We start from the raw sequence: 18,493 nt of genomic DNA, 5'->3' as shown, positions 1-18,493 counted from the left end.
CTACTTAAATTAGCTCTTTATAAATGCTTCAATTACTGACTTAACTTCCTCTTTATTTTCCATATATAACATGTGCTTTCCTGAAATAATTTTAATCTTCATATTAGGAAATATAAAATTTTCATGATGATCTAGTCCTACAGCATAATCTTCATTGCCAGCTATTACAAGGACTGGAATGTTTATTTTTATAGTAACATCAAAATAATTTTTTAAATACTCTTTATTGCTAAGTCCTTGATTTGCCATGGATGTATTAAAACTATCTATTGTATTACTTACTTCTCTTAATTTTAAAAAATTATCATATTCCTTATATTGCAGTTTATAAAAGATATCTTTTTCAATAAGTCTAGTAACTATCTGTTGCCATTTTTCCATATATGATTTAGCCTCTATGGACTTTAATTCATTTTCAGATAATAATTTTGATCCATGATCTATTTGACTCTTAAATGAGTCTTCCATGCTAAGAGTAACATTTAATAAAATAAGCTTGTCTATAGCCTCTCCATACTTATGAGCATAGTTTGTTGCAATAATTCCTCCAAAGGAATGAGCCATAACTATCCACTTTGATATGCCTAGTTTTTTTCTAATTTCCTCCATATCCTCTACAAGTCTATCAATAGAGTAATCAGTTTCCTCGTCTCCTTCTGATCTTGCACTTCCTCTTTGGTCAAAATATATCATATTCATAAAACCTTCTAATGCATTTCCGCCTAATACTTCAAAATCAAGACTTCCTTCCCCTGGTCCACCATGGACAAATATACATGGAATACCTTGTCCTGATTGCTTTACATACAAGTTAACCTTATCCCTCATTTCTAGATACATTTATTTCACCTCTTTAAAATATCTTCCTATTATTTCAATAGTGTTTCCATCTGGATCTTCTAGTATATCATCCACTTTTTAGTTCTAGGATTATAATCAAGGCATATTCCACATCCAGGTATATTTCTCTTTCTATCAAGACTTTTGTGTATATCATCAATATAACCATCTTTTTTGATGGGATATATGTTGACCCCATTACTATATGCATTCTCAAAATCAAATGCTGCCCCATCCTTAAACATATCATAAAGTTTATCTAATATCTCTGATGGTACTGGCTCAATACTTCTTTTTCTTCCCTTTAACTCACTAAGAATTTTGTGATGAATAACCTCTTTATAAACTTTTATATCATTCATATAAACCTTTACTATATAATCATCATCATGACAAAGATAAGCATATCTATTTTGTAAACTATGGAAAGTAAACTTCCTTAAAGGTTCAACTCGATGTGCTAAATACAATAACTCTGCCAGTTCCTCATTACTAACTTTCTCAAGATCATCTTCACATTGAAAATCTACCCAACAAAAATCTCCATAACTATATACATCTTCTTCTATAAAACTTTCCATGTTATTCTGCAAAATATATTCAAAACCTAACTTATGACCCCAATTGCCCTCATTTGGAAATCCCTTTAAAACTAGAATGTTATTAGGTGTTTCTTTAATTCCACTCATAAAGTCCTTAAAGGTCATTCCTGATGTAAACACGGAATTACTTTCTTCATCAATTTTTATATAACAAAACCATTTATTCTTCATTTTATTACGCCTAACCTCTCTAATATGTTCTTTCTATTCATCCATTATATATTAAGATTTTATCTTTTTAAAAATATACGTAACAATAAAACCCCTATCATCTTGACTTTCACTATATTTAATTAACTTAAATGACTTATTTAAATCTTCAAAATCAGTTTGCTGAATCAAGTCATCTTTTCTAATTTTAGTATCTACTTTATGCTTCCATCCAAAACCACATACAAATAAAATGCCATCATCAGCTATACATTCTCTCACATATTCAAGCTGGTTCTTGCTTAGTCTATAATGGTTAACTAGAACATTATCAAATGTTCCAATATTTTTTAAAGAATTAATTACACTTAAATCAATTTGCTTTGTATGAACCAAATAATTATTTCTTTTTGCAAATCTATTCAACCTTTCAAGTGCTTTATTGCTAAAATCAATTCCTGTTACTTGAAATCCTTCTCCAAGAAAAAATAAAGTATTTCTACCATCTCCACATGCTATATCAAGAACAGATCCTTTTTTAAAGTATCCTATATTTTCAATTATTGATTTTTCAGCACTTAAAGGCTTGTCACTTCTATTTTCAAATTTATCATCCCAATATTCCTTATTTCCCATGTACTCCATACTATACCCCCCTAATTTAATCAAGTCGTATTGATATATCCTCTTATTAATCTTGAATCTCCCTTATAAAAGTTTTAATAATACTTTTCCTTTTATATCCATCTATATTATGATAAATATCTTCTCGCTTATAATCAGGTACTATAAAACTGCTATCAATATTTTCATAGTTGTATTCCCACCTTAAAATACATATTAAAAACCACATTCCTCATTAACTATAAATAATTTCATCCTATTTTTATTCGCTTGTCCCTCAATTATGGAAAGCACATTACAAACCCTTTCCTTTGATGTACAATCTACACATCTATTTATTTCTACACAGGGTGGATTATAACCTGCTCTTTTTGCATTTAAAGGACATGCTATATTTCTAACTCTTTTTATTCCCTCTTCAACATTGTCTACAATTTTATTTTTACCTACAACTACAATTACTTTATCTGGTCCAAAAGTAATTGCTGCTACCCTATTTCCACTATGATCCACATTGATAATTCTCCCATCAGTGGTCACAGCATTAGAACCGGTAATATACCAATCAGTTATAAGAGCTTTCTTTTTCAGCATTTTAGTTTCATCCTTAGTTTTTCCAAGTTCTTTATCATAAACTATATTTCCTCTGTCCATCAGTGATTCTACTATATTCATTTTCTGAAGGGTAGCTGAATGACCAATTCCAATGGTACATTCTTCATCTATAATTTTTAATATATGATTCTTAACTTCAGTTAAATCTTCAAAACATTCAACCTCTATATTTCTCATCCTAAAGTTTTCTTTTAATTTATTTATAGTATTTGTATCCATGATTATACCTCCATAATAATTTCATATAGAAAATACCGTATATACATTAATGAATAGTACGGTATTCTATAGATAAACATTTTAATTTTTTATTAAATACTCCTATGTTATAAGCTTCTATTCTTCAACAAATCTCATTAATTCTTCATTAAATTTTTCTTTCTGATCGTAAAATACTCCATGACCACTATATTTGAATGGTACAAGTTTTGAATTTCTAATACACTGATTTTGAATTTCAGCTAACTCAAATAGAACCACTTTATCATGAATGCCATGAAGAATTAATGTTGGAACTCTTATAGTCTCTAAATCAGAAAATAATTTTTCCTCACCTAGCCACGTGTTTGCAATAGCCGCTGTAGACCATCCTGCTGCTTGTAATCCAAGATTAAAGAACCACTGAGAAAATGGTTCAGATATATATTTAAAGAAAAATATATCTCCGAAATCTCTCAGCATTTTAGGCCTATCATTATATGTCCCATTAATAATTTTAACAACTTCTTCTCTATCCAATCCATAAGGAAAGTTTTTACGCTTAATAAGACTAGGTGCTGCTGCAGATATAAGAACTAGCTTAGATACTCCATACCCTTTATGACGAGCCATATATCTAATAGCCATAGCTCCACCTGTTGAATGTCCTGCCAGTGTGAAATCTCTAAGATTTAGAGCTTCTATTACACATCTAACATCATCAGATAAACGATCATAATCGTATCCATCATAAGGTTTATCAGAATCTCCAAAACCCCTGGTATCTATTCCGATACATCTATACCCATACTTTGGAAGTTGGTCAAACTGATATTCAAACAGATTATGGTTACCAGGCCAACCATGTAAAAATACAATTGTTTTCTTTCCTTCTGGATTAAGATCCTCTACATAAACTTTCACATTTGGTTCAACTTTGATATAATATCCCACTCATTACCTCCATCAATGAAATAACTATATTGATAGATTATTCATTGGGAAATATTTTGTGAGTTATTTTCATAATTCTTACCCAATATATTGTTAGCTTTCCAATAAATTATTACTATTCAATTTAAATTATCTATAATTATTTAATATTTCTCTTAATCTAGTAATTTGACTTATAATTTCCTCTTTAGCCTCATTACATATATTGTTTGGTGATATTATAGGAATGCCTGTGTTAATTCTATCATTATTTCTTCCATATTCTAATGTAATCATTTTAGGATTACATTCTTTTAGAAGTTTTTTCAATGCTCTATACCCTAACTCATTTATTTTAGTATGAGACATAATATCACTTTTCGTTTCAATCCATCCATTAATATGTATTTCATAAACTTTATCTATAGGTAATTCATATAAATAAGTTTCGAAATTAACCTTTAATTTTTTTGATGAGCAATAAGCATGACTTATATCTAATAGAAAATCTGAACCTGTTTCATATATAATCTCAGAGATAAAATTAGATTCGATGCATATTCCAAGTTCACCATTCTTACTATAGGGATTCCCATCAGCATTTTCGAAGGATATAAAATCTAAATTATGAAATTGTTCCTTAAGATACTTGATGTTATTAATAATAATTTCTTTACTTTGCTTTCTCGATAATAAAGAATCAACACCTGCTAAATGAAGTGAAATTCCATTAACTCCTGACAATTTAATAATCTGTTTCACATAGTCTATATCTAAATCTTGAATAAATGTTTTTGAGCAAATATTATGTGGTTTTAATCCTAGCCCATGAATCATTACTGGACGAACCCTATTTGTTTGTGATACAAATTGCTTATAATCAGACAAATCCTCTTTTTTAAAGACATCCATTTGATATCCAAGTCCAGGATATTTAAAATAGTCTATATCTATTTTTCCTTCTTCAACAAGCTCTACAACTTCTGGATAATAGTTACATCCGAGTTTTATCATCATATTAATTCTCCTTCTAATTAAATAGTGACTGTATTATAAAATGCTTTTAAATCCCTTTTTACTTCTTCTGAAAGAGAATGCCATCTGATTCCTCGTATTGCTCCCTCTAAGGCACATAATCTGTTAATACATGCAGAACTATCTATAGCTCTAATATTTAGCCATGCTTGCTTACTCCCAACTTCTTTTAATTGCTCAATAGTTTCTATGCCAACTTCATTAAGTTGCTCTTCTAGTTTCTTACCTATATTAGGTAAGTCAGATAATTTACTCATACCTTTTCTCCCATATTAAAATTCTTTAATTTAAAATTTATTCTTTGGTTCTTATAAAATAATCACCATACATCATCATTTTTCTATTTAGCGGAACATAAGATTTTTTCTTTAATGACTCAATACGTTCAGTTGCATTTGGAATTGCCTTTGTAAGAATTTGCTCAACATTAAATAGATCAAAAAAATTCTCATTTGCAATTTCTAAAATATCATCTATATATTTTTGTTTTTCATATTTACTCTGCAAATCTATTCTCAATACTCCATAATTGTTAAACTCATCTTCTGCTTCTCTTTTAAACATTTCAATAGTCCCAATTTTTTCATTTGTATCATTCAAAGTGATTGTCCATCTCACAAAGTATTTATTCTCATAGGAAAAATCCCAAAATTTAATTGCCTGCTCCATTCTTTCAACTGTTGTATAATAAAAATCGTCACCATTACAGTTATCAGAATTGAAGAATTTAACAGCCTCTTTATCTGAATAACACTTTAGTAATTCCCCTGCTTCTATAGTTGTCGTCTTTTTTAATGTAATAAAATCATTTTTAAATATAGGGCACTGCTCATAAACATTCCTTCTCATTTTAACTCTCCCCTTAAATTAGTGCTTTTATCTTATCTTGAATCTAACTCACTGAAAATTATTTCATAAAATTTATCTTTAGCATAAGCTTCATTCCAAGGGTTATGTCCACACTCTTTCAATAGTATAAATTTAAAATTCTTTATAGCTTTTGATAAGGGCTTTTCAACCCCTTCAAAAGAATGAGAATCATATTCACCATGTATAGCAATTACAGGACATTTTATATTCTTTCCAAAATCCAAAAGTTCCCCGTTGCTTCTTAATTTATTTATTTCTTCCATACAACTTTGAAAAACTTCTGGTTGGAAATCTAGAGATTCATTTTCAATAGAAATTGGACTATAGGAATCCGCCTTTGCCATTAATTCTCCAAATTCACGCAATACTTCTTTTTTGTTTGGATTATTATGTTCATTTAATAATTGAAATAATGTCCCAACTCTTAAGTTTTCTTCTTCTGTAAGTCTTTTAGCTCTTTTACTATTCATTGATGAAAGATAAGTATCTTCATAGGATCCACTTCCTATAAGTATAACCTTACTTACTAATTCAGGATATTTCCATGCAAAAATATAGCTTAACCATGCTCCCCATGAGTGACCAATTAGTGTTACTGGAAATTGTCCATTATTTTCAAGCAATTTTTTAAGTTCACTAACTTGTCCATCAATAGAATTTGCTGATTGCATAGGTTCAAGAACTCCATATTTCATTGACAATTCTTTTGCTACTGGAGCCATTCCCCCTGGAGCACCAGGTCCTCCGTGAATAACTGCTATATCATATGGTTGGCTTCCATACCTTCGTATCTTAATCATATAATTACTCCCTTTTATAAATATATTAGACAATTTTTATATTATCTCTAATATTTTTTGAACTTTAATCCTTATCATTGTTAATCTTTACAATTATTTATTTTCTTTATTATACAAAACCTTCAAGTTTATTACAAATTTTTTCTATTTATGTATATTCATAATAATTATCTATTCTTATCAGTAAGTATTTTTCTTAATCTATTTCCCTAAATATAAAAAAATTTTTTAAATCAATATATATTCCAATATGGTAAATAATAGTATAATAGACTTAACCCTCATTAAATCTTAGGCTGAATAAATGTGTTATTAAATGTTATGAAAGATGTGGATTCAAGGCTATAAAAATCCTTAAAAAAAGAGAATCTCATGAAGGTCAGTATAGAGATAATTTGATAATGCATCTGGTCAGGTTTTAATATATATCTACTATTTAATAAAAATATTATATAGAAGGATGTGCTTGTTTTGAAAAGATATTCTTTCCTAGACTTAGGTAAATGTTTATTAGTTGCTATTCCTACGGCCTATTTATTAGGAGTAGTAATTATGTTTATAATTCAATGTTGGAGGTTTTTCATATGAAGGAGTGGTTACAACGAAAGTCTATACCTAAACCAGAATTCCTATTAATAGTTATTTTATTATCTATTGCTTTTATCCTACAAGGCGGACTTTTAGTTTTTAAAATAGGTATATACTATTCAACTGTTTCTGGGAAATCTATGGAAAAAACTTTATCAGATGATTCCAAACTACTTCTTATTAAATCTGATTTGAAAAAAATTAAGCGTGGAGATTTAGTTTCTATTAAAGCTGATAATGAAGGTAGTTATAACTTGCTTAAGCGTGTTATAGCACTCCCTAATGAAAATATAAAAATCAAGGAAAACAAAGTATATATTGATGGGCAGCTTCTAGATGAACCCTATGCCTATTATAGTCAATCCAGCAAAGATGATTTAAACCTTACGATTCCACCTGATGGATACTTTGTCATGGGGGATAATAGATTAGATAGCGTAGATTCTCGTGACTTTGGGCCAATATCAAAAACTTTAATAAATTCTGTAGCATTAAAATTTAGAAAATAACTCAAAGAATAATTATTATACATTAAAAATAGGAATAGATATGTTGCTAGTAATATACCTACTCCTATTTACTATTATATCCGATTTAACTTTATCTCTTAATTTTCTTTTAAAAATCTAGCTAGTAACAATGTGTTTTTATATTCCCCTTCGATTTTTATGTTTTTATTTTTTCTTCCCTCTTCAACAAATCCGAACTTTTTATAAAGTGCTATAGCAGGTGTATTTTCTTCAAAAACCTCTAATTCAATTTTCTCAACTTGATTTTCTTTGCACCACTTTATAACCTCTTCCATTAACAAAGTTCCTATTTTTAACCCACTGTATTCCCTTAAAATTGTTATACCAAAATCTGCAACATGACTTGTCCTTTTAGTTCTACCCCTTTGTAATGTGGTAGAACCTACTATTTTCTCATTTATCTCTGCTACTAAAAATAAAGATGTATTTTTAATATATTCTGCCTCGTCTTCAGCTGTTAAGTCAAATTCGTCTGGGTCTTTAGGAAAGAAACTTACCTCGCCCATTACTTGTTTCACTAACATTACAATTTCATTAGAATCTTCAACTGTTGCTTTTCTAATTATAAGTTCATTGTAATTTTTTATCTTCATCATAATTATAATACCTTTCTACACTTTAAATATTTTCCAATTTGCCATTTGTATTATATTTTCCAATTTCAATCAAAAATTGATAATTGAGTATGGCATTCTTGATTTAACTTTTCTTTCATTGGTTTGGAATAACTACTTGATAAACCATATTTTTCTCTCAAAGCATTTACTGTTTTATATAAATTATTTTTATATTCCTTATTTGCTCCACCAGTTTTATATAATAATAGTAGGTCATCATATATCTTTGGAAATTCTTTCTTTATGAAATCTAAAAATACTTTTCTTGTACTACCTCTTAAATAAAGAGTTCCTGGTAGAACGTAATCCACATCACATTCTTTAGCATGAAAATATAGAGAATTTATATTTTCAAAAGTATCTGTTATATATGGAATAATAGGCATAAAATGAAGTCCAGTAGATGCATTGGTTTTACTAAATTCCTTTAACATTGCAAATCGTTTTAAAGATTCTACTCCATTTGGTTCAATTAATTTTCGTATATTTTCATCCATAGATGTAATTGTAGCTGCTATATTTACATAGGTAACCCTAGAAAGATCATCTATTAAATCATAATCTCTTAAAATTAAATCTGACTTAGTTGAAATAATGCATGGTGTTTTATATTTTATCATAAGTCTTAATATATCCGGCATTAGTTTATACTGTTCTTCTACTGGTTGATAGCTATCTGTTACCCCTCCAATATTAACAACTTCCCTTTTCCACGAAGGACTACTCAGTTGTTTTTCCAATTGTTCAACCACATTAGTTTTTACATATATGTCTTCAAAATATTTATCTGAATCTAAATATTGATGTGAATACATAGCATAACAATATTTACAACCATGTTCACACCCTCTATATATATTTAAATCCCATGCAAAGGGTATTTTTCTTTTTAATTTATTACACGCTACATCACAAGTAATTTCTCTAATCTTTGCCATTTATTCACCTCCAATATAACAATTATAAGGAATATAAAAACTAATTATTGCATTCCTTACTTATAGGTAATATTTTACCATACATATGTATATTAGAGATATCTTTAAGAAAAAAATTATTTTTATCCATGAATAAGTTTTTATATTTTCACTTATGTAATCATTTACTATAGACTGAAATTAGGTTAATATTATTATATAAATATCTTTTATAAAAATTTTATGTGACTTGAACTTATCTATTATCTATTATCTATTATCTATTACTTAATGAAGGGGTTGTTTGAGATGAATAAAGATTTTTTCAAGAAGAATAGGCTAAAGTTATCAATGGAATTAGCTAATGGATCCATATTAATAATGTTTGCTGGAAAAGCACCTAAGAAATCAAATGACTATAATTATAAGTTCACACCAAATAGAAATTTCTATTACCTGTGTGGAGTTGATGAAGAGCATATAAATCTTGTAGTTATTAAAGATAGAAATGGGAATATAGAAGAAAGACTTTATATCAGAAAATTTGATGAAAAAAGAGCTAAGTGGGTAGGTAAGAGTATTAATGTTGAGGATGCTAAAAAAATATCTGGAATAAATGATATTAGATTTATAGATGGCTTTAAAAGAGATTTAAATAGTTTAATATCAACTAAGAATTTAACTCATATATATTTAGATTTAGAAAAAGATGCCTATGAAGATGATTTAACTACTAATGGTTGCTTTGCCAAAGATTTAAAGGAAAGATACTCTCAGGTATTTATACACAACGTATATCCTAAATTATCTATTCTAAGAATGTGCAAAGAAAAAGAGGAAATTAAAGAAATTAAGGCTGCTATAGAGAAAACTAAATTAGGAATAGAAGCGATGATGAAAAATGCTAAACCTAATATTATGGAATATCAACTTGAGTCCTATTTCGATTTTGCATTAAAAAACAATGGTGTGAAAGATTTTGCCTTTCCAAGTATAATTGCCAGTGGAAAAAATGGAACAATTCTTCACTATGAACAGAATAATTGTGAAATTGATGATAACTCTTTGGTTTTATGTGATGTAGGTGCAGCATGGAATTATTATCATGGAGATATAACTAGAACTTTCCCTGTTAACGGTAAGTTTACTGAAAGACAAAAGCAAATATATAATATAGTATTAAATGCTGAACTTGAAACTATAAAAGCTCTTAAACCAGGTCATACTTTTCAGTCAATAAATGAGGTTACAAAAAAAGCTTTAACAGAAGGATTGATTGACCTTGGTATAATAAAAGATGAAAGTGAATTGTCTAATTATTACTATCATCAAGTAAGTCATCATTTAGGACTAGATACCCATGATGTAGAAGATTATGATACTCCTTTTGAGGAAGGCATGGTAATTACAGTAGAACCTGGCCTATATTTATCCCAAGAAGGCATAGGAATAAGAATTGAGGATGATGTAGTTATAACTAAAAATGGATGTAAAGTCTTGTCTGATGAGATTATAAAAACTGTTGAAGAAATCGAAGAATTTATGAAGAAATGTCAAAAACAAAAAATTTATTAATCATTTAAAATATAAAGGAGAGTAAGTAAGTTTGTGTAAACACAAATTTATTTCTCTCCTTTTTTAATATATAAACTTTTATTTAATAAGTGCATCTCCAAAGAGAGAATTGAAGGTCTCATTTGCTATTTTTGTAAAGTTTTCAGGTGTAGAATATTTATTTTCTATATTAAGATTTTCCCATGTAGCAGTCCAGATTAGATATTTATCTAGGGGTAACATGCTCTTTACCTTTAGATGACAACCATCACGAACTAATAATCCATCTTTAGCTATTTTTTCAATATCAAAATATAACCTTGCACCTGTTTTATATTTCATTTTCTCATCCATAATAATTTTATTATTTTCCTTGGATAATACAACGACTTCACTTGAAACATTCCCATTAGAAAACATAATATAATCACTATAGTCCTTTGGATCACCAAGAAGCTCACCTATAGGCTTGTCCTTGTAGTTACTGCCTTCTTTTTTTAGTATATTCCACGACTTTAAACATCCATCGTTTTTAATTTTTTCCCAATTTTCCATTGTTGTACTATGAATAAGAACCCTAGGTTCATTTCCCCTTAAAAAAGCTTCATTATAATGATGATTCTCATATGCTTCCTTTGCTTTAATTAAGTCTTCCTCATTTACCGACAAAATCATATTTTTACAATAGCTATTTTCATATTCTATAAAATCCATAAGATTAAATTCCCATTGCTTACACTTTTTACTTACCTTTAAAGTATATACAGATGAATTTCCTCTTCCATTGGTTATTTCATAATTCTTAGAATTAGTTAAGCAAAATACAATCCAATCATCAGTATATCTTTCATCTGTAAATGGATTTATATGTTTCGGTTCAAATCCAGGTTCTGTAATGTATATCAAAAGCCTTCCTCCGTTCTTTAGATAATTGTTACCACTATTAAAACTAAATTATAATTATTCTGTTTTTAATATTTCTATTATAGCATATTTTCTAAATATTCATTATTATTTTTTATTTAATTTAATTATTAATATCTATGGCTTTAATATACTTAACATTATTCCTTTATTAAATTATATTCTCAACTTCAATAAATCCAAATTTTTTATATAGATCATAGGCAGGTTTATTGTCTATATGTACATCTATAATAATATCTTCTATATTCTTTTTATGCATATCATTTACACAGGTAGCTAATAGTGTAGAAGCAACTCCTTTATTTCTATGATCTGGTGCAACATGCAGTGAATAAATATGCATCTCATTCACACTTCCAGGTAAAGCTATTAAAATACCTATTACTTCATCCTTACATTGTGCAGTTATAATATATCGTTTCGAAAAATCTCCCAAAATATTATTCCTAAGATTTTCAATAAACTTATCTGGTTTTTTACTAGAAAGGTCAGGGTCTAAGGTTCCCTCTATAAACATTGATAGATAAGTATTTAATTTACTTTCTAACTCTGCTCCTTCTAAAACTAGGTCACTGATTTTAAATTGAAATGGTTTTTCTATTTGGTTAATTAACCTCTTTCTAAGTTGTATGCTCATTTACTTATCCTCCTTTATAAATAATTAGTACAAGATATCAAACTCAAAAATTTTATAACCTACATACAAATATATTTCACTTAAAAATACATAAATTTTATAGTAATAATAAGCGCTGGTAGGGTTAAAACTACAATACCAACATTTATAATTAGGGCAGCGATTGTTAAAAATAAATCCACTTTAGGAACACATATATTATTAATCTCTCTTTCTCTTAGTGATTTTGAACTTAAAATGCTATATATCATTCCAATAATACTAATTACTAAAATTAATGATATGGTGATTAGTAAAAATAACTCATTATCTTTAGGTGGATAAAATATATCCATGATCATAAATATAAAATATATAACTGCACTAATCCCAATAGATATAAAGGAATATAAATTAAGTTTCGTATGTGATTTTATTTTCATTTTAACTCCCCCAATGCTACACAATATTTAATAAGCACAACCTTTTTTACCATATTATAACATATGTTCAAATTAAAAGCTAATTATCTCCATGAATATCATTTTTTATTAGCATAATGGAGTATCAGCTTCAAAGCCCATCTACTCTTCCTATAACTTCTACTCTCCTATTTCGTCCAAATGCCCTGTATCATTAATGCATTTCACAGCTATCTTATTACTTATCTCATCACATTTAACAATACTTATACTGCAATTATAAAATTCCATGTTAAATCTTTTAAAAATCATTATTACAAACTACACCATTAAAAATAATATGGATTATAAAGAAACTTTCTAGGAAACCAATGGTCTAATATTATTTTAAACTTTGAATCTGATAGTATAATCCACTCCTTAAATTCAAGCTCTTCTACAGAATATACACCATACAATAGTGCGGTAAGCCCTTTTATATCCATCTTTACATGTGGTTTTCCACTCTCATATTTACTCATTTTTAGTTTCTTATCCACAGCTTCTAACTTATAAATACCATTATTCCACTGACAATGTTCATCATATAATTCTAAAATAATGTGACCTTCTAAATTTACATTAATATCATTCATTGCTTCTACTGCATCTATAATTCTTACCATCCATGGATTATTGTTAATCTTTACTTCAAAAGGCCTCATTGGATCATTCAACCATGTCCAAAAATTAGTACCATATGGAACTCTTAATTCTATATGTGAAAATTGGTCTTTGTGTTTTGCAAAATATCTGAATAACATCACTCTGCTTTCTATGTCTTTCCAATACATTTCTGCCACAAAAATTTTTCCATTTTCTCCTGATCCTATTTTAATATACTTTGCTGCTGCCATAGTTTTATTATTTTTCTTTATAAATACTACAATTACACCACCATGATCTTCTATCCAATACTCCTTGGACATATTATTGAGAAAAACAAGTCCATGATGCTCCAACAAATCAAGTTCAAATTTAAATGCTTCAAATTCCTCTTGCACCTCAATAGCTCTTACTCTTTTATCTTCCCATTCACCATTTATTTTTGATATATCTTTTAAATAATGAAAAAATCCATCTAAAGAAATTTTAATTAGCAAATTGTCATTTGTACCCACATACCCAAAAGAATTATAAAAACTTTCTTTAAAAGGATGTAATAAACTAACAGATTGATTTTTTTCTTTCATATCTAAAAATGCTGCTTTTGTTAAGTCCTTTACATATCCCTTCAAACGATATTCAGGAAAAGTAGCCACATGGGAAACCCCTCCCATCTTCTTAATTACACCTCTCACTGACTGATTAAATGTATAGTTCCTTATCATAGCTACTAGTTTCTCCTCATCAAACATTCCTAATATTTCATCAGGAGTATAAAATGATAATTCATCCTTTGCTGGTTTACTATCAGTCCACTGACGGCCTGTACAATATACGTGTAGCTCCCTTACTTGCTCAATATTCTCAGCTTTAATTTTTTTAATTTTCATAGGCATATTCTCCTATATATTTCTTTAGAGATTGCTCCATTCTACTTTTCATTGATAATATGTCTGTTAAGAATACATCCACCAAAAGTTTACCCTCCATCTGATATTCTTGTTTGGCAACTTGTCCACAAAATTTGTGATAAAACTGATTTGATGCTGCATAATGATGGTTATAGACAACAATCTTTTCCATACCTATAGCCATGTAGAAATTCAATATATAAATAATCATAATGAGAGAAATCCCTTTATTTCGTTGGTCAGGATATACCCAAAGACCATTTAACTCTATACCCTTTTCAGGTATATCAAAGGTTTCTGCAAAACTGCTAAAGGCTACTCCAAGCATCTTGTCATTTTCAAATGCTCCAATTAACAAGCGAACATCATTATTTTCTTTCCCTGTATGCATCCACTCTACCCAGAAGTCTAATTCTTGAGAAACTGAAAGGGTGTTTTCAGCCTTACCTGCCAACTCTTCCGTCCAGCACAAAATCTTTAATTCTAAGGCCTGCTGCATGTCAGATTCCTTTAATTGTCTAATTTCAATCATTGATTCATCCCCCAATTATACAACTAATCTTATTCAATTACTTTTTCACTAGTATATATTCAAGATAAACTGATGTATTTTCTCTATCATCGATATTTCTTTTTACTGATTTCTTTTCCTTATATATAACTTCAAATTTTGTAAGGGCTTGCTCAATTTCGTTATCCTTATAATGACAATAGATCACTTCATCATTATCTTCAATTTGTAAAAACTCCCCTTCACCAATTTCTTTTCCTATGCCATAAGTATCACACTCTTCACCTAAAAAATTCACATAGCATAGTCCTCCAGGTTTTAACACTCGATAAAATTCTGATAAAGCAAGTGAGAAATCTTCTTTTTTCATATGAACAGACGTATTATAAGAATACAAAAAATTAAAAAACTCATTTTCAAAAGGTATTTTTCTCATATCACCAAATATAATATTTAAATCTGTATTATGTTCTATACAAAATGCTCTTGCCTTTTCTAATTGTTCTTCAGATATTTCGATTCCATAGGTTTCATATCCAAATTCATAAAACAAAGAAAGAGGTGGATTAGAACCCCCTGCTCCACAGTCTAATATTATTTTTTCAGAGGAATTGTTATTACAATATTTTAAGAAATTATATAACGGAATAGCATTTATAAGATTATGCATATTTTATCAATACTCCTTATACTTCAAATTTTTTCTATTTATTTACTAATAAAAACAATCTATTATACTGTTCATGTTGATTGTAGTAAATATCTTTTTTAAGATATATATGAAAATATTTTTCCAATATACTAACCCATTTTTCTGTTTCTAAATTCCATAAATATAATCCTGTTGGTTCATAGAAATTATCTCCTATATATTCAAAACCTAAGCGTACTAAAAGTTTTTTAGATCCAACATTTTGTGGGTGATGTCCTGCAAAAAGCTTGTCTGCATTTAATTTAGAAAAACAATAATTGATTACTGTTTTTGCTGCTTCATGGGCATAACCTTGACCCCAGTATCTTTTACGAAGATGAAAACCAATTTCATATGAGTGTTGTTTAGATTTAAATGGGCGTACACCACAGCAGCCAATGAATTCTCCTGTTGTTATTTCAAATATAGGTCAATATTGAACATGAAAATGCTTGCCATTACAAATTTCAATAGTCTATTTATTCTATTTTCATCTCAAATAATGCAAATGCTCCACTATTATCTAATAAGAATTTATCAACTATCTCAAATCCTAGACTCTTATAAAGATTACATAATTTCTTATTATTCCATCCTGTATCTAATCTTAAGTATTTAATATTTCTTTTTTTACATTCTTCTATTGCAAATTTAACCATTTTGCCTGGTAGACCCAGTCCTGCATACTCTCTTCTCACGCACAGTTTATGTATATATCCAGCTTCATTTTCCTTTGAATTTGGCCAAAAGAAAGTATCACTCCATTGCAATATCATACAACATGCATTAGCTCCTGAAACTTTTCCCACACAAAAATCTTCTTCCATAACATTTACCATTAATTTTTCTTTTGTAAGGTGTTCATCCTTCCATACATTTAATCCAACAGAGCGTCCCCAAGAAGCGACTTCTTTCATAATATTAATTACATTATCAACTTCTCCAGTAGATACGATAAAATTCATATTTCTCCCCCTCAAATTTGTAATCTAACATACCATAAATTGTCTTCAAGTTCATTTAAAACTTTCACTATATAAAGATAGTTATATGATATTTACTTTTAGTTATATATCATCTATTGGTATTTTCATTAGGAAAACAACAAATTACTGTATCGAGGTACTCAATACCATAAAAATATTCACATATTGAAGTATTTTTCACTGCACATTTATGTGTATTAGAACCTTCTTTTTCATTCCAAGGACAACAGCTTTGCTTCCAATCAACCTTGCCATTACTTGTTAAATCTATGTCCATGTTTGCACCTAAAAGTTTTTTTATTTTTTCTTTCATAATCTTTACCCCTTTTTGCTTAAAACAAAATTTAGTTAATATCTTCAATGCTTCATTGACCATTATTAAAACATTATTAGTAATGTTTTAGAAGTTCTTATTAAATCATCTTTGATATACAACTTTATAGTTTAACAAATTAATTTTTCATAAAAGAACAGAAATCCATCTTCTGATTGTCCAGTTTTTTTATAACCAGCTTTTTCATATAAATATTGATTTCTTACACTATAATAAGGAGTTCCCAATATCCATCTTTTTATCTGCGGATGCATTTCTTCCATTAGCCTCATAGTCTTAAATCCAAAACCTTTATTATGATATTTCGGATGAATACATAGATCTTCCAATTCATAAAACTCTTGATCTACTCCATGTAGCCAAAAGAATCCAATTATATCATTATCAAGGATAATCTTATAGCATAAATAATTTTTAATAAGTCTTCGTGTTTCTTCTTCTGAATCATATCCTGAAGGACCACCATCCCTTCCTGGTCCAAATCTGCATGTTTCATCATTGTATGCAAGTTTCTTAATTTCAGTTATAACTTTAGAATCTATTAATTCTGCCTTTACAATATTAATCATATTCATATTTCCTCCCCAACTATCTACTTTAATTCATGTTATAATCTATAACTACCTTATAAATAATATAGATGTCTTAATACCGCATATTGAGAATCCACATTTTTTATACATATCCTTTGCTGTATCGAAATTGTCTGTTATTAAGTATGCTATATCAGCTCCTGCATTAAGAGATTCTTCTAGCAATTTATGCAACATAGAAGTACCATATCCTTGTTTTTGAAATTCCTCAATACTATCAAAATCCTCAATCTTTGCAATGCCATCTTTTATGAAAAGCTCACATTTACCTATAGGTTCCTTTCCCTTGTAGCATACATAAAGGTTCAAATCAGGATTGTCCTTATATACTTCCATCTTTCTTTTGCTTCTTTTTATAACAAACTCTTCTCCCATAGCTGCCTTATTGGCCTGTACATCTGCTTTGTATCCATCATCAAGTATTTCAAGAGTATCTGCTTTTAAAGCTATGCAATCATCTTTTACTTTTAATTTCTTAAAATCTTTTGGCTCTATAGCCATAAAACAGTATTCTGTAATCTCAGGCTCTTGAATCAAGTTTTTTAACTCATCCCATTTCACACTATAATTCATCATGATATGTAAATGTTCATTATTTGACTTTTGCATTTCACCAAGCTTATTTTCAATAAAGCTTCTTAGTTCCCCCATCTCCATTGACTCTTTGAGAAAAGTGAAATTATGCATGTACATATCAAGTAGTTTTTTGTCTGTGAAAATGATTGATTTCTTCAGTTCAGCATAATCTGAAAAACATTTTATATATTTCAATTCAGTTTCCAACATTTTTTCATATAATTCTGCCTTCATAATATAAATCTCCCTAATATATCTATTTTTGAATAATTACTATATATTTAAATTAATTACAAATAATTCTTTAAGAAAATTATAACATATAATTTTAATGAAAGTCCTAAATATATCACATTCTTCTAATTTCTACAATTCTATTTCCAACATTAATTATTTACATTTCAATGT

General features: G+C 28.5%; 25 protein-coding genes. 2 read left to right on the top strand and 23 right to left on the bottom strand.

The features are described from left to right. Positions 1 to 9 precede the first annotated feature (9 nt). The 9 genes from IO99_RS07245 to IO99_RS07205 all read right to left on the bottom strand — a co-directional run bounded on the left by IO99_RS07245 (position 10) and on the right by IO99_RS07205 (position 6,667). Positions 10 to 840, bottom strand: coding sequence for an alpha/beta fold hydrolase (locus IO99_RS07245; RefSeq protein ID WP_035131846.1), 831 nt, complete (start codon positions 838 to 840; stop codon positions 10 to 12). A 59-nt stretch (positions 841 to 899) separates the two neighbouring features. Beyond that, positions 900 to 1,613 carry a hypothetical protein gene (locus tag IO99_RS07240; RefSeq protein ID WP_035131845.1) on the bottom strand — a complete coding sequence of 238 codons (714 nt, stop codon included), beginning with the start codon at positions 1,611 to 1,613 and terminating at the stop codon, positions 900 to 902. 51 nt (positions 1,614 to 1,664) lie between these two features. Then, positions 1,665 to 2,237, bottom strand: a complete 573-nt coding sequence (locus IO99_RS07235; protein ID WP_035131844.1) for a class I SAM-dependent methyltransferase — start codon at positions 2,235 to 2,237, stop codon at positions 1,665 to 1,667. Positions 2,238 to 2,432: 195 nt separating this feature from the next. Beyond that, complete coding sequence (locus tag IO99_RS07230; protein WP_035131843.1) at positions 2,433 to 3,050, bottom strand: lactate utilization protein; 618 nt, start codon at positions 3,048 to 3,050, stop codon at positions 2,433 to 2,435. A 117-nt stretch (positions 3,051 to 3,167) separates the two neighbouring features. After that, positions 3,168 to 3,983 (bottom strand): alpha/beta fold hydrolase, encoded by an 816-nt coding sequence (locus IO99_RS07225; protein WP_035131842.1) that lies wholly within the window; start codon positions 3,981 to 3,983, stop codon positions 3,168 to 3,170. 129 nt (positions 3,984 to 4,112) lie between these two features. Beyond that, positions 4,113 to 4,979, bottom strand: coding sequence for a multinuclear nonheme iron-dependent oxidase (locus IO99_RS07220; RefSeq protein WP_035131841.1), 867 nt, complete (start codon positions 4,977 to 4,979; stop codon positions 4,113 to 4,115). Positions 4,980 to 4,996: 17 nt separating this feature from the next. Then, positions 4,997 to 5,254, bottom strand: coding sequence for a TfoX/Sxy family protein (locus IO99_RS07215; RefSeq protein WP_035131840.1), 258 nt, complete (start codon positions 5,252 to 5,254; stop codon positions 4,997 to 4,999). Positions 5,255 to 5,291: 37 nt separating this feature from the next. Continuing rightward, the gene (locus IO99_RS07210; RefSeq protein ID WP_035131839.1) at positions 5,292 to 5,846 is read right to left on the bottom strand and encodes a GNAT family N-acetyltransferase; all 555 of its coding nucleotides are present in this window, start codon (positions 5,844 to 5,846) and stop codon (positions 5,292 to 5,294) included. Between the two features lie 32 nt (positions 5,847 to 5,878). Further along, entirely contained in the window at positions 5,879 to 6,667 is a 789-nt protein-coding gene (locus tag IO99_RS07205; protein WP_035131838.1) for an alpha/beta fold hydrolase, read from the bottom strand. 584 nt (positions 6,668 to 7,251) lie between these two features. Here IO99_RS07205 and lepB point away from each other — a divergent pair. Next, a complete protein-coding gene (gene lepB / locus IO99_RS07200) occupies positions 7,252 to 7,764 on the top strand; it encodes a signal peptidase I (RefSeq protein WP_035131837.1) in 513 nt (170 codons plus the stop codon). Positions 7,765 to 7,862: 98 nt separating this feature from the next. Here the strand turns inward: lepB and IO99_RS07195 are convergent, their stop codons facing one another. Both IO99_RS07195 and IO99_RS07190 read right to left on the bottom strand, forming a co-directional pair. After that, positions 7,863 to 8,381, bottom strand: coding sequence for a GNAT family N-acetyltransferase (locus IO99_RS07195; RefSeq protein ID WP_035131836.1), 519 nt, complete (start codon positions 8,379 to 8,381; stop codon positions 7,863 to 7,865). 65 nt (positions 8,382 to 8,446) lie between these two features. Then, positions 8,447 to 9,340 (bottom strand): SPL family radical SAM protein, encoded by an 894-nt coding sequence (locus IO99_RS07190; protein WP_035131835.1) that lies wholly within the window; start codon positions 9,338 to 9,340, stop codon positions 8,447 to 8,449. Positions 9,341 to 9,628: 288 nt separating this feature from the next. Here IO99_RS07190 and IO99_RS07185 point away from each other — a divergent pair, with 288 nt between their 5' ends. Beyond that, entirely contained in the window at positions 9,629 to 10,894 is a 1,266-nt protein-coding gene (locus tag IO99_RS07185) for an aminopeptidase P family protein (protein WP_035131833.1), read from the top strand. A gap of 78 nt (positions 10,895 to 10,972) precedes the next feature. Here IO99_RS07185 and IO99_RS07180 read toward each other — a convergent pair whose 3' ends face one another. The 12 genes from IO99_RS07180 to IO99_RS07135 form a co-directional block, all read right to left on the bottom strand. Further along, positions 10,973 to 11,779 (bottom strand): hypothetical protein, encoded by an 807-nt coding sequence (locus tag IO99_RS07180; RefSeq protein WP_035131830.1) that lies wholly within the window; start codon positions 11,777 to 11,779, stop codon positions 10,973 to 10,975. Between the two features lie 169 nt (positions 11,780 to 11,948). Further along, a complete protein-coding gene (locus IO99_RS07175; protein WP_035131828.1) occupies positions 11,949 to 12,437 on the bottom strand; it encodes a GNAT family N-acetyltransferase in 489 nt (162 codons plus the stop codon). Between the two features lie 80 nt (positions 12,438 to 12,517). Continuing rightward, the gene (locus IO99_RS07170) at positions 12,518 to 12,859 is read right to left on the bottom strand and encodes a hypothetical protein (protein WP_035131827.1); all 342 of its coding nucleotides are present in this window, start codon (positions 12,857 to 12,859) and stop codon (positions 12,518 to 12,520) included. A gap of 159 nt (positions 12,860 to 13,018) precedes the next feature. Further along, positions 13,019 to 13,150 carry a hypothetical protein gene (locus tag IO99_RS19635; RefSeq protein ID WP_278245231.1) on the bottom strand — a complete coding sequence of 44 codons (132 nt, stop codon included), beginning with the start codon at positions 13,148 to 13,150 and terminating at the stop codon, positions 13,019 to 13,021. Between the two features lie 17 nt (positions 13,151 to 13,167). Continuing rightward, on the bottom strand, positions 13,168 to 14,373 hold the full coding sequence (locus tag IO99_RS07165; protein ID WP_035131825.1) for a GNAT family N-acetyltransferase: 1,206 nt from the start codon (positions 14,371 to 14,373) through the stop codon (positions 13,168 to 13,170). Then, a complete protein-coding gene (locus IO99_RS07160; RefSeq protein ID WP_035131823.1) occupies positions 14,363 to 14,926 on the bottom strand; it encodes a GNAT family N-acetyltransferase in 564 nt (187 codons plus the stop codon). The genes IO99_RS07165 and IO99_RS07160 overlap by 11 nt, the downstream gene beginning before the upstream one ends. 37 nt (positions 14,927 to 14,963) lie before the next feature. After that, positions 14,964 to 15,575 (bottom strand): class I SAM-dependent methyltransferase, encoded by a 612-nt coding sequence (locus IO99_RS07155; protein ID WP_035131822.1) that lies wholly within the window; start codon positions 15,573 to 15,575, stop codon positions 14,964 to 14,966. Between the two features lie 34 nt (positions 15,576 to 15,609). Next, complete coding sequence (locus IO99_RS19825) at positions 15,610 to 16,014, bottom strand: GNAT family N-acetyltransferase (protein WP_278245234.1); 405 nt, start codon at positions 16,012 to 16,014, stop codon at positions 15,610 to 15,612. Positions 16,015 to 16,075: 61 nt separating this feature from the next. Next, entirely contained in the window at positions 16,076 to 16,561 is a 486-nt protein-coding gene (locus IO99_RS18355) for a GNAT family N-acetyltransferase (protein ID WP_051823984.1), read from the bottom strand. A 109-nt stretch (positions 16,562 to 16,670) separates the two neighbouring features. After that, the gene (locus IO99_RS07145; RefSeq protein ID WP_035131820.1) at positions 16,671 to 16,895 is read right to left on the bottom strand and encodes a hypothetical protein; all 225 of its coding nucleotides are present in this window, start codon (positions 16,893 to 16,895) and stop codon (positions 16,671 to 16,673) included. Positions 16,896 to 17,026: 131 nt separating this feature from the next. Then, complete coding sequence (locus tag IO99_RS07140; protein WP_198028569.1) at positions 17,027 to 17,485, bottom strand: GNAT family N-acetyltransferase; 459 nt, start codon at positions 17,483 to 17,485, stop codon at positions 17,027 to 17,029. A 51-nt stretch (positions 17,486 to 17,536) separates the two neighbouring features. Then, positions 17,537 to 18,319, bottom strand: a complete 783-nt coding sequence (locus tag IO99_RS07135; RefSeq protein ID WP_035131816.1) for a GNAT family N-acetyltransferase — start codon at positions 18,317 to 18,319, stop codon at positions 17,537 to 17,539. Positions 18,320 to 18,493 lie beyond the last annotated feature (174 nt).

Source organism: Clostridium sulfidigenes (assembly GCF_000732635.1).
Classification (GTDB): Bacteria; Bacillota; Clostridia; order Clostridiales; family Clostridiaceae; genus Clostridium_J; species Clostridium_J sulfidigenes.
The sequence above is the reverse complement of the archived record's forward strand: the minus strand, read 5'-3'. Positions and strand labels throughout refer to the sequence as shown.

Bases quoted from the DNA above. Each gene is read 5' to 3' on its own strand.
- IO99_RS07245 (WP_035131846.1), bottom strand. From the start codon at position 840: ATGTATCTAGAAATGAGGGATAAGGTTAACTTGTATGTAAAGCAATCA.
- IO99_RS07240 (WP_035131845.1), bottom strand. From the start codon at position 1,613: ATGAAGAATAAATGGTTTTGTTATATAAAAATTGATGAAGAAAGTAAT.
- IO99_RS07235 (WP_035131844.1), bottom strand. From the start codon at position 2,237: ATGGAGTACATGGGAAATAAGGAATATTGGGATGATAAATTTGAAAAT.
- IO99_RS07230 (WP_035131843.1), bottom strand. From the start codon at position 3,050: ATGGATACAAATACTATAAATAAATTAAAAGAAAACTTTAGGATGAGA.
- IO99_RS07220 (WP_035131841.1), bottom strand. From the start codon at position 4,979: ATGATGATAAAACTCGGATGTAACTATTATCCAGAAGTTGTAGAGCTT.
- IO99_RS07215 (WP_035131840.1), bottom strand. From the start codon at position 5,254: ATGAGTAAATTATCTGACTTACCTAATATAGGTAAGAAACTAGAAGAG.
- IO99_RS07210 (WP_035131839.1), bottom strand. From the start codon at position 5,846: ATGAGAAGGAATGTTTATGAGCAGTGCCCTATATTTAAAAATGATTTT.
- IO99_RS07205 (WP_035131838.1), bottom strand. From the start codon at position 6,667: ATGATTAAGATACGAAGGTATGGAAGCCAACCATATGATATAGCAGTT.
- lepB (WP_035131837.1), top strand. From the start codon at position 7,252: ATGAAGGAGTGGTTACAACGAAAGTCTATACCTAAACCAGAATTCCTA.
- IO99_RS07195 (WP_035131836.1), bottom strand. From the start codon at position 8,381: ATGATGAAGATAAAAAATTACAATGAACTTATAATTAGAAAAGCAACA.
- IO99_RS07190 (WP_035131835.1), bottom strand. From the start codon at position 9,340: ATGGCAAAGATTAGAGAAATTACTTGTGATGTAGCGTGTAATAAATTA.
- IO99_RS07185 (WP_035131833.1), top strand. From the start codon at position 9,629: ATGAATAAAGATTTTTTCAAGAAGAATAGGCTAAAGTTATCAATGGAA.
- IO99_RS07175 (WP_035131828.1), bottom strand. From the start codon at position 12,437: ATGAGCATACAACTTAGAAAGAGGTTAATTAACCAAATAGAAAAACCA.
- IO99_RS07170 (WP_035131827.1), bottom strand. From the start codon at position 12,859: ATGAAAATAAAATCACATACGAAACTTAATTTATATTCCTTTATATCT.
- IO99_RS19635 (WP_278245231.1), bottom strand. From the start codon at position 13,150: ATGATTTTTAAAAGATTTAACATGGAATTTTATAATTGCAGTATAAGT.
- IO99_RS07165 (WP_035131825.1), bottom strand. From the start codon at position 14,373: ATGAAAATTAAAAAAATTAAAGCTGAGAATATTGAGCAAGTAAGGGAG.
- IO99_RS07160 (WP_035131823.1), bottom strand. From the start codon at position 14,926: ATGATTGAAATTAGACAATTAAAGGAATCTGACATGCAGCAGGCCTTA.
- IO99_RS07155 (WP_035131822.1), bottom strand. From the start codon at position 15,575: ATGCATAATCTTATAAATGCTATTCCGTTATATAATTTCTTAAAATAT.
- IO99_RS18355 (WP_051823984.1), bottom strand. From the start codon at position 16,561: ATGAATTTTATCGTATCTACTGGAGAAGTTGATAATGTAATTAATATT.
- IO99_RS07145 (WP_035131820.1), bottom strand. From the start codon at position 16,895: ATGAAAGAAAAAATAAAAAAACTTTTAGGTGCAAACATGGACATAGAT.
- IO99_RS07140 (WP_198028569.1), bottom strand. From the start codon at position 17,485: ATGATTAATATTGTAAAGGCAGAATTAATAGATTCTAAAGTTATAACT.
- IO99_RS07135 (WP_035131816.1), bottom strand. From the start codon at position 18,319: ATGAAGGCAGAATTATATGAAAAAATGTTGGAAACTGAATTGAAATAT.